At 55.8% G+C, this 13,221-nt stretch carries 12 protein-coding genes; 10 read left to right on the top strand and 2 right to left on the bottom strand.

The features are described from left to right. The first annotated feature begins 70 nt into the window (after positions 1-70). The 5 genes from ACR0AZ_RS16965 (at position 71) to ACR0AZ_RS16985 (ending at position 5,884) form a co-directional block, all read left to right on the top strand. The gene (locus ACR0AZ_RS16965) at positions 71-349 is read left to right on the top strand and encodes a hypothetical protein (RefSeq protein ID WP_480473218.1); all 279 of its coding nucleotides are present in this window, start codon (positions 71-73) and stop codon (positions 347-349) included. Between the two features lies 1 nt (position 350). Next, entirely contained in the window at positions 351-1,988 is a 1,638-nt protein-coding gene (locus ACR0AZ_RS16970; protein WP_480667927.1) for a sulfatase-like hydrolase/transferase, read from the top strand. 101 nt (positions 1,989-2,089) lie between these two features. Further along, positions 2,090-3,757, top strand: coding sequence for a sulfatase-like hydrolase/transferase (locus ACR0AZ_RS16975; protein ID WP_171724060.1), 1,668 nt, complete (start codon positions 2,090-2,092; stop codon positions 3,755-3,757). Positions 3,758-3,816: 59 nt separating this feature from the next. After that, complete coding sequence (locus ACR0AZ_RS16980) at positions 3,817-5,061, top strand: DUF3179 domain-containing (seleno)protein (protein WP_171724059.1); 1,245 nt, start codon at positions 3,817-3,819, stop codon at positions 5,059-5,061. 70 nt (positions 5,062-5,131) lie between these two features. Next, a complete protein-coding gene (locus tag ACR0AZ_RS16985; RefSeq protein WP_171724058.1) occupies positions 5,132-5,884 on the top strand; it encodes an outer membrane protein in 753 nt (250 codons plus the stop codon). Between the two features lie 415 nt (positions 5,885-6,299). Here the strand turns inward: ACR0AZ_RS16985 and ACR0AZ_RS16990 are convergent, their stop codons facing one another. Together ACR0AZ_RS16990 and ACR0AZ_RS16995 are read right to left on the bottom strand one after the other, a co-directional pair. Next, entirely contained in the window at positions 6,300-8,483 is a 2,184-nt protein-coding gene (locus ACR0AZ_RS16990) for an esterase-like activity of phytase family protein (RefSeq protein ID WP_480667928.1), read from the bottom strand. 310 nt (positions 8,484-8,793) lie between these two features. Beyond that, complete coding sequence (locus ACR0AZ_RS16995) at positions 8,794-9,558, bottom strand: AraC family transcriptional regulator (RefSeq protein WP_480473210.1); 765 nt, start codon at positions 9,556-9,558, stop codon at positions 8,794-8,796. A gap of 119 nt (positions 9,559-9,677) precedes the next feature. Between ACR0AZ_RS16995 and ACR0AZ_RS17000 the strand changes: the two genes are divergently transcribed. The 5 genes from ACR0AZ_RS17000 to ACR0AZ_RS17020 all read left to right on the top strand — a co-directional run bounded on the left by ACR0AZ_RS17000 (position 9,678) and on the right by ACR0AZ_RS17020 (position 13,155). Then, on the top strand, positions 9,678-10,928 hold the full coding sequence (locus tag ACR0AZ_RS17000) for an MFS transporter (protein ID WP_480667929.1): 1,251 nt from the start codon (positions 9,678-9,680) through the stop codon (positions 10,926-10,928). A gap of 71 nt (positions 10,929-10,999) precedes the next feature. Continuing rightward, positions 11,000-11,416: a VOC family protein gene (locus ACR0AZ_RS17005; protein WP_480473206.1), complete on the top strand. Its 417-nt coding sequence runs from the start codon at positions 11,000-11,002 to the stop codon at positions 11,414-11,416. Between the two features lie 228 nt (positions 11,417-11,644). Beyond that, a complete protein-coding gene (locus tag ACR0AZ_RS17010) occupies positions 11,645-12,214 on the top strand; it encodes a DUF2087 domain-containing protein (protein ID WP_480667930.1) in 570 nt (189 codons plus the stop codon). Further along, the gene (locus ACR0AZ_RS17015) at positions 12,207-12,587 is read left to right on the top strand and encodes a GFA family protein (RefSeq protein WP_480473202.1); all 381 of its coding nucleotides are present in this window, start codon (positions 12,207-12,209) and stop codon (positions 12,585-12,587) included. Before ACR0AZ_RS17010 ends, ACR0AZ_RS17015 begins: the two co-directional genes overlap by 8 nt. Positions 12,588-12,618: 31 nt before the next feature. Further along, a complete protein-coding gene (locus ACR0AZ_RS17020) occupies positions 12,619-13,155 on the top strand; it encodes an AAA family ATPase (RefSeq protein WP_480667931.1) in 537 nt (178 codons plus the stop codon). The last annotated feature ends 66 nt before the right edge of the window (positions 13,156-13,221 follow it).

Consider the following 13,221-nt stretch of genomic DNA (forward strand, 5'->3'; position numbering starts at 1 on the left):
GATTTGAAACGTGCAATACATATTCTGTTGGATGCATGCATAGAGAATGAATGCCTATAGGGCGCTGCCAATGACGGATGATGAATTCTTTGAATCCCAATTTCCCGAAGCGGGTCGTCTGCTACGGGACCTACGAGAAAAAGACCAAGAGTTTGATCGGATGTGTCGCGACTACAAAGAGGTTTTCGCGGAATTGGCGATGCCGCCAAATTCGGAGTCAGTTCTGCAGTTGCGATACCTTGCCGATCTGGCAGAAAGCATTTCGGACCTGCGCGGCAGTATAGAAGGACAGCTGCAGGCTCAAGGCGCGGGTGCGGAATCGGTACGGGATAAAGATTTGGAGGTTTGACATGAGACTTAGATACATCTTGCCGGCGTCGTTGATTGGTGTCGGCTCCGTGCTTGCACAGGAAACCCCCATTGTTCATGACGGTGAGTTTGAATTCCTCCGCGCGCAGTTTGGTGAGGCATGGGATGCGCAAGACGTTGAAATCAACGCCAAGCTGGCCGATATTCGTGCGACCAATGGTGGCAAGCCTCCGAATTTTCTCTACGTCCTAATCGACGACGTCAGCTTCGGTCAGATGGGCGACCGCAAGATGAACTACGTCATGGGGATTGAGACACCCAGCATCAATCATTTGGCCACCGAAGGTATGTCGCTGATGCGCATGTATACCGAACCCTCCTGCACTCCGACCCGCACAGCCATGTTGACAGGGCGCCACCCAATTCGCGCAGGTGTGGAAGAGGTCAAGGTGGCTTTGGTTGGCGAGGGCCTTCCGGCCAGTGAAGTGACACTGCCGGAGATTCTGAAACAGGTCGGCTATAATACGGCGCATGTCGGCAAATGGCACCAAGGCGACATCGAACAATCGTACCCCCACAATCAGGGGTTTGATTGGGCCGCATTTCCACTCCACCAGCAAGTACAGCTGAGCCTCATGACCCCCGAGGCAATGCGGTCCAACACCATGCTCGGCTATGTGCCCGAGGGGCAGAACAATCAGTTCCTGCTGGATGAACGGTTCAAGCCATACGGCCTTGTCACCGGTGTCGAGGCCGAAGCCGGTGGACCCGCCCAGGAAGTAGAAATGTCAGCCGGTGAAGTGTGGACGCAGACCAAATATGAAGAGATGAACGAACGATATCAACGGCAGGCGTTGGAGCAACTTGAACGCGTCGCTTCCGAGGATGCGCCATTCTTCTTACAATACTGGCCGCTTTACCCGTTGAACTTCGTCTACCCGGATCAGGCAATTTCACGAAATGGCGGTTTTCATGCCGACAAGCTGCAACTGCTTGATGGTTGGATCGGAGATCTTTTGGCCAAGCTTGAAGAATCTGGCAAAGCGGACAACACAATTGTTGTTTTGATGGCGGATAATGGCCTGATGTATCACTACGAAGGCTCATCCGGTCTGAACCAGCTGATCTATCGCGGTGGCAAAACCCAGCATCTTGAAGGCGGCGTAAGAACCGATGCGTTCATTCGCTGGCCCGGTGTGATCGAAGCCAACAGCGCAGCCGGTGACATCTTTCACGTCTCAGATATCTTCACCACGATGGCGCGAATTGCCGGAGCCACAGACTTTATCCCAAGGGACCGCGTAATAGACGGCATCGACCAGACGGCCTTGCTGTTGAACGGCGAGGGAAATGGGCGGCGCGACTATGTCTATATCTACGAAGGACCTGTCTTGCGCTCGGTCGTCAAGCAGGAGTTCAAGATGCATCTTCCTGCCCCCGGTCAACCCGGCGCGGCTGCTCCGACTTATAATATTTATAGGGACCCCCGAGAGGAACACCCTTTGGTGGGCTACTCGCTTTGGGCCGGGGCATCTTTTCAAGATATGATCAAGCGTCACCAGAAGATGATCGCCAAGTATCCGCATTCAGAGATTGGCAAAGGTACACCTTATGAAGGCATTGAAAACCTGCGCCCGGAATCCGAACTGACCCGCGACGTATTCACGAGTTGGCAGTGAGATCACAAATTTAGTAATTATTCGAATATATCGATGTTACTGATGGTAATCACATCGAAGTCAAAAACCGAAGCTCGGCTTCGAACCCTGGGGGAGATGGAATGAAACTACAATGGCTTATGGTTTTGTGTGCAGGCATTGCCGCCCCACCTTTGCAGGCTCAGGACGACCCTATTCAACACGATGCTGAGTTTTATATTCTGCAAGCCCAACGCGCGGAACAATGGGTGCAGGATGACGCTGCCGTTGATCAGGCTTTGGCCGCTTTTCGTGACGGTAACAATGGGCAACCCCCAAACATCGTCAGCGTTCTGATTGACGATATGGGCTTTGGCGATATGGGTATACCCGAGCTCAACGCTGTCCGTGGGTACGACACTCCGAACATCAACGACTTTTCGGACGAAGCGTTGCGTATGGTTCGGATGTATACTGAACCGTCCTGCACCCCGACTCGCGTGGCACAAATGACCGGCCGCTTGCCCGTGCGTATGGGAATGGGTGATACGACCGTCGATATCGCTGGCTTTGGATTGCCCGATAATGAAGTGACGCTGGCCGAAGTCTTGAAACAGGCAGGATATGCAACCAGCCACGTCGGCAAGTGGCATATGGGCGATATTGCCGAAAGCTGGGCAATGAATCAGGGTTTTGACTATGCCCAGCACGCCATCCACCAGCAGGGCCAGCTGACAATCTTTAATGATGATGCGATCAAAGAACAGGTCTCGGTCGCGATCCGGGACTATGAGGATAAATACACACTGGACGGCTGGTTCCGACCGGATGCCTCGGCGATGATGACCGTCATCGAGGGCGAGACCGGCGGCGCCATTCGCGAAATCCGCATGGAAGCCGGAGAACGCTGGAACGCCGAAAAATACGACGAAATGAACCAGGCGTTTCAGGATAAAACACTTCAGGAACTGGAACGCCTTGCAACTGGGGACGCGCCCTTCTTCCTGCAATATTGGCCGATGATCCCGCTGGACAATACCCGCGCCGGCCGTGACGGGCCGGAAAGCGCGAATGGCGGCTTGTATGTCGACAAGATGCAGCTACTGGATCAGTGGCTGGGTGATCTGTTCGCGCGCATGGATGATCTAGGGCTCAGCGAAAACACCATCGTTGTGGTTATGGGCGACAATGGGCATTTTACCAAATACGCGCCGCAATCCGGGTTTACCCCACTGATTTACGCGGGCGGTAAAGGCGACACGACTGAAGGTGGCGTGCGCGTGGACGCCTTCATCCGCTGGCCGGGCATGATTGAAGCTGACGGGTTGTTAAACAGCATCATTCATGTTTCGGACCTGTATACCACGATCTCGCGCTTTGCCGGGGCGGATGGATTCATCCCAAGGGATCGTCTGGTCGATGGTGTCGATCAGTCGGCGGCGCTACTGTTCGCGGATGAATCGAAAGCGCGACGCGATCACGTGATCATCTATTCGGTCGCGAAACCCGAGGCGATCGTTAAGGATCAGCTTAAGCTCAAACTGCCGGGACCCGGCGAGAGCGCAATTTTAGCAAAATTCTTCGATCTTTACCGCGACACCCGCGAAGAATACTCGGTCTCAACCGAAGTCGGGTCTTGGGGTGGGCAGGAATTCGTACGTATACTGGGCCGCCACAAGGCGCGGAAAGAGAAATACCCCGATACTCCGCCCGCCTACGGCATGCCTTATGAGGGGATTGAGAACATTCGTCCCGAGACACAGCAAGCCGTTGAAGCTTTCATGATCAAGCGCGCGTCGCCCCAGAAGTAGGCCTGTTCTTTCGTAATGAACCGCGAAGGACTGTAATCACCAAAATCGAGGATCTCAGCATGGTTGGTAGCATAATTTTCGCACTGGGATTGATCGTGTCACTCGGAATCGGGTTTGTCTATTTCCGCGACCTTGGCGATGTCTCGCAAATGCTGCTGAAAGTAAAGCGCGAGAATATGGTGCGCTTTATCCGGCATGAATACCGCCTGATTGGCATTGGCCTGGGCGGATTTGTAGTGGCAACCCTTGCACATTTCCTTTTGGGGGGCGGCCCTTTCTGGCTTTGGCTTGTAACGGCTGCGCTGACCTTGCTTCTTTATGGGTTTCCCTATGTGTGGGTGCATTTGGGCCTGAGAAACCAGCTCAACGACGCCCAGTATTTTTCTATCGAGGAAGCGCGAAAATATGTCGGTCCAACAGCGCCAGTCATCGTCATCGAACACAATGGTCACGCGCGCGCGCACCCGGATGCGCAGATCATGCGCCCTCATTTGGCGGGCGATGTAGATGGGCTGGGGGGCGAGGATGTGGTCATGACTTACTGCGCGATGGCCAATCTGGGTCAGGGGTACACACCGCGAATAGAAGGACGGCGCCTGAACCTTGAGGTTCTGGCCCAGCATGGCAACAACTTGATACTGCGTGACAACGACACGGGCGATCCGATCCAGCATATCTACGGTTTTCGCGAGGCGGATCGCGACCCCAACTCCGAGGGTCCTGCTTGCCCTCTCCGGCCCGAAGCGCAAATGAGGCCTTGGCCCACCTTTCGAATGACATTCCGCGGGTTTCAGAAAGCCTATCCAGAAGGTGAGGTGTTTCTGAACAAACCATCCACGAACCCTTTGCTGCGTCTGCTGGACATGATGACCGAGATCACCTTTGGCTGGGGCATCGGACGCCAACATCAGGAAGACGCTCCTGTGATGGACAACATGGATCGTTCAGACCACCGGTTGCCGAACAAAACCTACGTCTGGGGAATTACGATTGGTCAAGATGTCGCTTGCTGGACCGACGATTTCATCATCGAGAACAACTGGATCGTGACCGCCAAAGTCGGAGGACGGGATGTCGTGGTCAGCCTGGATCCGAAATATGAAAGCCTGGGCGTTTGGTATAACGACTCGGGTCAACCGGTGGCCAAATGCGATTTCTGGGGTCACTCGGATCAGGGTCAGCTAAAACGTGTAGAAACCCTGCGCGCAGGCGTATTCTGGCACGTTTGGTCCGAGTTTTTCCCGAACACAGATATCAATCGCGTCGGCAACAGTTCGATGGCGACGGAAGAAGCTGCGGAATGAAAATCAGGACCACACAATTTCAAACCAACGACAATTTATTGAAACTTGTATGTTTGTCGGGAGGAACAGAATGTTTTCGTCACTATGGGTGAAAAGTTGCTTATGCGCGGCAACGCTATCGGCATCGGCAGCCACAACGGCTGCGGCACAACAATCCGATTGGTCCTACGAGGCCACGATTTATCTGTTCATGCCGGAAACAGAAACATCCTTAAGCACCCCCATGGGGACACTGGACGGTACACTCAGTTTTTCTGATGCATTGGAAAACCTAGATTTCGCCTTTATGGGAGCGTTCTCGGCCACCGACGGACGATGGCTTATACTTGCAGATTACAACTACACAGATTTGTCGTTCAGCAACAGCACTCCCGGCCCCGCCAGTTCGGGCCTCGAGACATCATTTACCACGCAATACCTAAGCGGTTATGTCGGCTACCGAGTGTATGAAGCACCAACTATCTCGGTGGATGTCGCCGGAGGGTTCCGGTGGTTCAGCACTGATACAGAGTTCACCCTTCTCCCTGGCGCGGCACCGGGGAGGACAACAACCGCCGACGACAGCTGGACCGACCCTGTCATCGCCGCCAGAGCACGCGTCCGGTTCTCGGACAAATGGTCCGGCACCGGTTTCGTCGACTACGGAGGATTCCGCAGCGGCAGTGAAACATGGCAGGTTCTGTTGACCGCCGAATATGCCATCAACAACAGATGGCTGATCCGCGGCGGCTATCGCTATATCTCGTTTGACCATGAGATCGACGGTAGCGATTTTACATTTGATCAGTCAGGGCCAGTGTTAGGCGCGACTTATCGTTTCTAGAATTCTTTATTGGTGAACTCGAGACTGGGTTGTGATGTTACGAACATCGTTTGATTGGCGCGAGTAGACTGCAGAAAGTTCTAGAGAATCATATTCGCTGTGTCCTCAGATTTGTCTTCGTGTCTGGCACCAGTTCTTGAACCCCAGCATCGATAGCTGGTTGGGGTTTGTTCTCACTCTAGAAATCAAGCGATGAATGAAGCAAGTCTAAGTCGCGATGCCACTTTCAACCGCAGAGTGAGAATTCACCTCGGCTGGCTTTCGCAACTACAGCGAATGGCTGCAAAGCGGGCTGCGACCGCAGCATTGAAATATGTAGGCCAACGGCAGCTCAGGGCCGGAGCGTGGTGAGGCCATTGAATGAAGAAGTCCCGCGTAGTCTCTACGCGGGGCTCTCCAATCTCTGTTGTTTGACCTAGTTCCCAGCCGTCACCGACCCGATCGACCAGAACATCGTCTCGCCCGAGGCGTCGTCGACGCCGTCATTGTCGGTCATCACAAACGCCTCACCCGAGGGCAGGATGGCCAGACCTTCGATCTTGTCCAGAACATAGCCGCCGGTCGAGGTCAGGTCGGGTAGCAGGTCGCGGACCTCTTGCTTGCTGACTACGGGCAGGGGGCCACCCAGCGGGGCTGGGGTCATTTCGGACAGCGGGATGCGGTAGACCTTCTTGGTCACGGCACGGTGGTCGTGCTGGTTGTCGCGCTCGATGACATAGACATGAGCACCGAAGGCCACGATTTCCGACAGGCCGACCCATCCGGTTTCGGGCTGTGCTTTGGGATAGTGCACGGCACCCCATTCCTTGTTCTCAAGGTTATAGGCCACCAGTTTCACATGGTTCTCAGGGTCGTCCTTCCATTCCCGCTGAACGGCCATCCACAAGGTGTCACCGACACGGGTGATGCCTTCGAAGCCAAAGCGTTTTTCGACTGCCATCAGTTCCGGCGGCAGGCCGATTTCACCCTTGCGGTCTTTGATGAGGCCGTTCGCCGAGACATGATAGATCCCGTGCGGGATGACCCGGTCGGTGCGGCCTTCGGAGACGACGTAGAAGCCACCGTTGCCGTCCAGCGTGATGCCCTCAAGATCCAGCTTCTGCGCCGGGTTTCCGTCCTGACGGTGGATGCGGATCACGTCCACGATACGGGCGGGTTGCTGGCTGGGGTCGATCTTGAAGATCGAGGGCTGGAAGCCGTAGAAGCTGTCGTTGACCGCATAGATCATGCCGTCCTCATCCGCGACCAGACCGGACAGAGCTCCCCACCCAATCAGTTCATCTGCACCTTCCGAGGTCAGGTGAGGGTAAGCTGCGGGGGCATCCTGATACTCAAAAATGGACACATGCGCGCGGGGGCCACCATCTTCGATCAGGTCTTTTTCGTTGGCCGAGATCAGCAGGTTACGCTCGGGGATCGCCACATAGCCTTCCGGGCCAACACCCGAGGGCAGCAGTTGTTTCAGCACAGGGTGTGCCGGATCGGTGGCGTCATAGACCCCCACGACCGAGGCACGTTCGGCACCCACAAAGATCATCGGTGCGCCGCTGAAGATGGCCGCGGTCACGCTCTCGGGCTCGACCCCTTTGCTGTCCGAGCGTTTGTCGGGGTAGTGGCCGATCTGGATGATAGCTTTCTCGAAATCGGCGCCGTTTTCGTAAACAACGGTGCCGTCTTTGTGGAAGATCGTCCAACCGCGCGAGCCGCCCTTATAATCGCCTTCATTGGCGGTGGCGAAGTGGTTATTGTCGATCCATTTCACCGCGTCGGGTTCACGCAAGCGGCCCGGCTGGTTTTCGGTGAAGATCAGCGCACCGCGCTCATCGGTGGCGTCGATGCCTTCCAGATCCACGCTACCGGCCGAGAAATGGCTGATGACGGTGCCGTCCTTGCCAACAACAGCGATGTGGTTGTTTTCCTGCAGAGTGACGACGGTTTCGCCCAGAGCGTTTATGTCAACGAATTCAGGCTCGGGGTCGGTCGGGGCGACATCGGCCAAACCGGTCAGAGAGGCCATGGTCATACCCGAACAATCCAGCGCGCCATCTTTTAGCGGCACCAGCGCCAGCGACCCGGCGGGCAGCTGCGGGATGATACCGTCGTTCAGGTCTTCGTCCCGCTCATTCTCGATCGCGACGGCGACAAAGCTGGCATCGGGCGAGATGGCGACGCTGTCGGGCTGACCGCCCAGATCACAGGCACCGGTTTCGGCCTTGCCCGCGATATCGACTGAAATCAGCTTGCCCGATGGCGCGGTATAGCTTTCTGAAGTGTTGACACCCACAAAGGCGGTCGCGCCAACGATCCCGACCGAGGTCGGCTCGCCACTCACCTCCATCGCACCCAAAGGAGCCGGGTTCGCAGGATCGGTAATGTCGACCATGCCGATCACGCCCAGCGGGCTATCGGTGTAAACCAGTGTCATGCCATCTGCGGTTGCCGCGATGATCTCGGGCGAGGTTTCGCGTGCGGTGTCCGCGCCCTCGGCCATGTTCTTGACGACGGGGAAAGACGCAATTCGGTTAAAATTCATTTCTGCCACGGCCTGACCGGCTGTCAGGGCAAGGGCAGATGTCAGGCAGGCAAAGCGCAATGACATCGTTTGGTATCCTCTCTCACTTGATGAGAGTGGCATGGCCGCGATTCATTGCGGTTTTGTGACGGTTCGGATTCAATTTGATGACAACCGCAGAAAGGTAGATCACCGCCGTATACGTTAGCCAATTCAAACCCCACCAGATCTAAGGCTGTGTCGCAAGAGCGGGTTTTTTGGGACCATATTCTGTCCGGGATAACTACGATTTAGCGCTCGTAGCCAATGTCGTGTTTGACGCGCCGTGCCACAGCATCGGAGCGAATTCCAATGACCGCTACGGGCCGCAGAAAACATCTGACCCTTCTGGTACAACCTACCGGCTCCTTAAAACCTCCCTCGGACTAACGCCTAGAGTTTGTCGGAACATATAGCTGAACGCGCTCATAGATTCGTATCCCATATCGAAGGCAACCGAGGTTACGCTCTTACCCGCCGCGAGCAGTGATACGGCATGCAAGACCCGTGCATGGCGCAACCATTTCGACGGTGGCATGCCTGTTTCTGCGATGAACAGTCGTTCGACGGTCTTTCTGCTCGCGGAGACGCCTGACAACCAAGCTTCGACTGAGCGAATGCTGCCTGGGTCGTTGAGGGCATCACGCGCGACGCCGAGTAGCCGCGCATCTTTCGGCAAAACAAGTGAGAGCGACACGTCCTTCGCTGCGAGTAGCTCGTGTCGAAGCAAGGTCTGCAGCGCTGTGTTGTGCTTAACTGTTCGTGTACTTGTAGCTTCTGGCATCGCCGCAACAAACAATGCATCCAGAAGTGGTGTCATGGCCACGACCCGGCAATCTGGCCCAAGCCACTCTGCCTCTTCGCGATTGACATCGACATAGTGCATGACGTTGTTCGCCCCATAGCGCATCCAATGTTCTTTGTCCGGGGGAATCCAGATCGCCATAGCCGGACTGAGCAGCAGGACCCGGTCCGGGGTTCCGACATACATCGACCCTGAGGCCGCGGAGATGAGTTGACCAAAATCGTGGGAATGCCAGTCGTAGCATTCGCCTGACGCTGGCTCAATCGTTTCCCCGAGATAGCGGGGTCGATCAGATGTTGTCAGCTTGCTGTCCTTCATTGACGAATCCTCGATAACAATCGTCTCCCTGTCGACAGACAGACATATCACCCTTCGCTAACAATCGCCAATCAGTCGGGCACCGTGCCTGAAGTTTCGCACTCAATGGGTTAGGCACTATGACAGAACGATCTCTGATGGCCTGGTTTGCCGCAGGACACTTCGCCATCGACTGGCCAATCGCAGCGCTATGGTTGATCGTGCCGGCCGCTGGCCTCCACATGGACCTTTCCCCCGCTGAGGTCGGTCTACTGTTCACGCTGCTCAGCGTTGGTGGTGCTTTGGCCTATCTGCCTGCGGGCCTCATCGCAGATCGGGTGTCGAGCCGGGGTCGTCTTCTTGTCGGTACCTTTTTCTGGGTCGTCGTGGGATATGCGCTCGCAGCAAAGGCGCTAGGATTTTGGAGCCTTGCGATCCTTCTGGCACTCGCTGGGATGGGCAACGCGGCCTGGCATCCGATTGCAACCGGAGTACTGACCGACGACAACAAGACAACGCGCGCCCGCGCTTTGGGAATACATGCGGTTGGAGGGTCTTTTGCGGAGGTGTTCGCGCCACTGTTGATCGGGTTGCTGTTATCGGTTGTGGATTGGCGCGTTGCTCTGGCGCTTTCGGTACTTCCAACCGCCTGTGTTGGCGTTTGCTTTTTGTGGGTCGCGCGGGCGGTTCCTTTATCCGAAGCTTCGCGTATCAGTAGAAAGGAGCTATTGCTGCTTCTGAATACATGGCGCAGTCTAAATGGGGTTCGCCTCGTTGCCATGGTCTCATTCAATAACATGGCACTGATTGGTCTGATGAGCATGATCCCGCTCTACTTGGCGACGGTTCACGCACTTGCACCCGGAAAGATTGGGGTTATCTTTGCAGCTATGCTTGTGGCCGGGGCGCTCGCCCAGCCGTTGGTTGGATCAATTTCCGACAAGCTCGGCCGCTTTCCGGTACTCGCGACTGGAAACGGGTTTGCTGCCCTGGCTATCGGTTTACTGGTGTTCGAGCCCCCGTTCTTGGTCATGATTGCAATCATGGCCTTTGGGGTTGCCTCGCTGGACGCAGTTCGAGCGACAATGCTGGCAGCCGCAGTTGATCACTCGGATCGCAACGAAAGTACGACGCTGGGTTTCGCGTTCACTTTGCTGGACGGGGTAGGCGCGTTTGGAGCGGTTTTGGCCGGGATCGTCGCTGGCATATCCTGGGGTGCCATGTTTGGCCTTTCTGCGGCGCTTGCCGGCGGTGCGGCCGTTCTTGCCATCGGCACTCTGCCCGCTTCAGCACGACCCAATGATCTTCCATCAATTGATCCGCTTGGTAGAAATCGCATGACCATCGAAGAGGCTAAGGCCGAACATGCGCGGCGATACTGGTTTATATGATCAAATGCGCGAACCGCCGCGACTAAACGCGCCAAGCGACGAATGGGAACAAATCACAAGGATGCTTAACTATGATTGCCTACATCACAATAGGTGCCGATGACATGAAGAGCGCTGAACGCTTCTACTCCGCGTTTCTGCCAGATCTCGGATATCAGCTGGAACACTATCACGGTGACCTGAGCTATGCGCTTCCTACAAAGCCGGGGCAGGCGCCAAACCTCCCTGAGTTCTATGTCAAATCTCCTTTTGACAGGCAGCCCGCATCAACAGGAAATGGCACGATGGTCGCGTTCGAGGCGCGCAGCCAACAACAGGTTCGTGATCTTCATGCCGCTGCACTTGAGGCGGGTGGAAGAGACGATGGAGCGCCGGGCTTCAGAGAGGCCTACGGACCGAACTTTTTTGTCGGCTACCTGCGCGATCCTCAAGGCAACAAGATCGCGTTATTCTCCAGCGATCAGAGCGAACCAGGAAGAGACGGATGAAGGAAACTGTCTGGTTGGGCAGGCAATACAACGATGGGCTTGGCCTCGGTCGCATCGTTTGCTATCTACTTTGCACGGTCGGCAGAAACCGAGGCGTCGCTGCTCCTCTGGGAGAGCTAAACCTGCCAAACAGATCGAACGGCAATGCATTCACTAACACAGTTGAGAGCGCCGCTTCGTTAAGCCAGCGACCGACGATCCAGCATTGGCGCTTGATGTGGAAGCCCCATGCCTAAAATCTCTCTGCCGTTACACGCGGACGACTTGACCGTGTTTGTGCGATCCCTCGCCAAGCAACTCGGTGACGCAAGCCCGCCGCACCTCGTGCTCATGAATATGGCTGCGCGTGCCGCAGGTTTTCAAAACGTCCAACACATGCGCTCGGTCCATGCCGCTGGTCAAAGGCTTGCACGCGCAACCAACGGGCAAACTGTTGATGCGAGAGCCGTTGAGCGCGCCTTGCATCAATTCGACGCCAGCGGATGTCTCCTTCGCTGGCCGTCAAGACGCAGCGTACAAACTCTTGCTCTCTGGGCGCTCTGGGCAAGGCTCCCACCGGCACAGTTGATGATGGAGCAGGAAGTCAACGAGCGTCTGAATCTCGAACACGCGTTCAAAGATCCAGCAACCCTGCGGCGAACAATGATTTCTGCCGGGCTTCTGACGCGTCAAAACGATGGTACCGACTACCGACGCATCGAACAGGAGCCGCCAGTCGAGGCGAAAGCTCTCATTCAAGCACTGAACGTGCGGCGCCGAAACCGTACGCCAAAAGCAGAGGAGGTCGGCCATGCATAGAGGATCTTGCCTTTGCGGCGCCGTAAAGATCGTCGTCGAAAGTGACCTGCCGCGCCCCACCGCGTGCCACTGCCAGCAATGTCGCAAGCATTCCGGTCATTTTGAGGCCTCCATAGATATTCCCCGTACGGCACTTCGGATCGAAGGCGAGGATGCAGTGCGCTGGTACCAATCTTCTGAAAAGGCGCGACGGGGCTTTTGCGGCACCTGTGGATCAACACTGTTCTGGGATCCGATCCACCATGACTGGACGGCTGTCGCCATGGGCGTATTCGATGGTCCAACGCATACGTCCCTCGCGATGCATATCTTCGTGTCCGAGAAAGGGGACTATTACGAGTTCGCAGACGGACTCCCTCAAAACGAACGTTAGCGCGAAGCAGAATTGGTTTTCGGAAACAGAGATGAGACAAAAGTTGATTTTGCTGACAGGCTGTTCTGGTGGCGGGAAGTCAACGTTACTTCAGGCCCTCGGCGAGCGCGGACACGCCACGGTGACAGAGCCCGGTCGACGGATTGTTGCGGATGAATTGGCCCGATCGGGTCACGCTTTGCCGTGGGTCAACATGCACGCATTCGCATTGCGTGCCATTGAGGTTGCAATGAGCGACTTGCACGCAGCGCGTGAGTTAGAAGGTTCTGTCTTTTTTGATCGCGGGTTGGTCGATGCAGCTGTTGCTTTAGCGAGTTCCGGCGGACAGGACTTATCAGAAACACTCGGAAAAACGCGGCAATATGCGAAGCAAGTTTTTGTGGCTCCGCCATGGAAAGAGCTTTTCACGCAGGATGGTGAGCGCAGACACGACTTCTGCGCAGCAGTTCAGGAGTATCACCGTATTTTGTGCGCACTAGATACCCTTGGCTACTTGAGAACGGAGCTGCCAAGGGTATCAGTGCAACAACGCGTTGAATTCGTTCTGAGCATATGCGGTGCAGCTTAGACCAGTGGTCCGCTTCTAACCCATCAAGCTCTCGACTTTGCACCCGCAGCGAACGGCGGCAGTACG

Source organism: Ruegeria sp. BE3 (assembly GCF_056538865.1).